At 67.4% G+C, this 393-nt stretch carries 1 protein-coding gene; it reads right to left on the reverse strand.

The features are described 5' to 3' along the window. Positions 1-393 (reverse strand): asparagine synthase-related protein (locus FLP08_RS17240; RefSeq protein ID WP_238388521.1); only part of this gene is annotated, 393 nt, incomplete at both ends.

The raw sequence follows: 393 nt of genomic DNA on the forward strand, positions 1-393 counted from the left end.
CGCGGAAGCGCTCGCCGACGGTGGCCAGGTATTCCTCGTGGTCGCGGTCGAAGAACGCCGCGCGGTACGCGGCGAAGGCGTCGTCGGCGCCATCCACCTTCGGATACCAGTGGTAGCCGGCGAACAGCTCGTCGGCGCCCTGGCCGCTCTGCACCACCTTGCAGTGCTTCGAGACTTCCCGCGCGAGCAGGTAGAAGGCGATGCAGTCGTGGCTGACCATCGGCTCGCTCATGGCGCGGAAGGCCGCCGGCAACTGCTCGATCACTTCGTGCTCGCCGATGCGCAGGCGATGGTGGCGGGTGTGATAGCGCTCGGCGATCAGGTCGGAATACTGGAACTCGTCGCCGCGCTCGCCGCCGGCATCCTCGAAGCCGATGGAGAAGGTCAGCAGGT

Source organism: Christiangramia aestuarii (assembly GCF_009735585.1).
Lineage (GTDB): Bacteria > Bacteroidota > Bacteroidia > Flavobacteriales > Flavobacteriaceae > Christiangramia > Christiangramia aestuarii.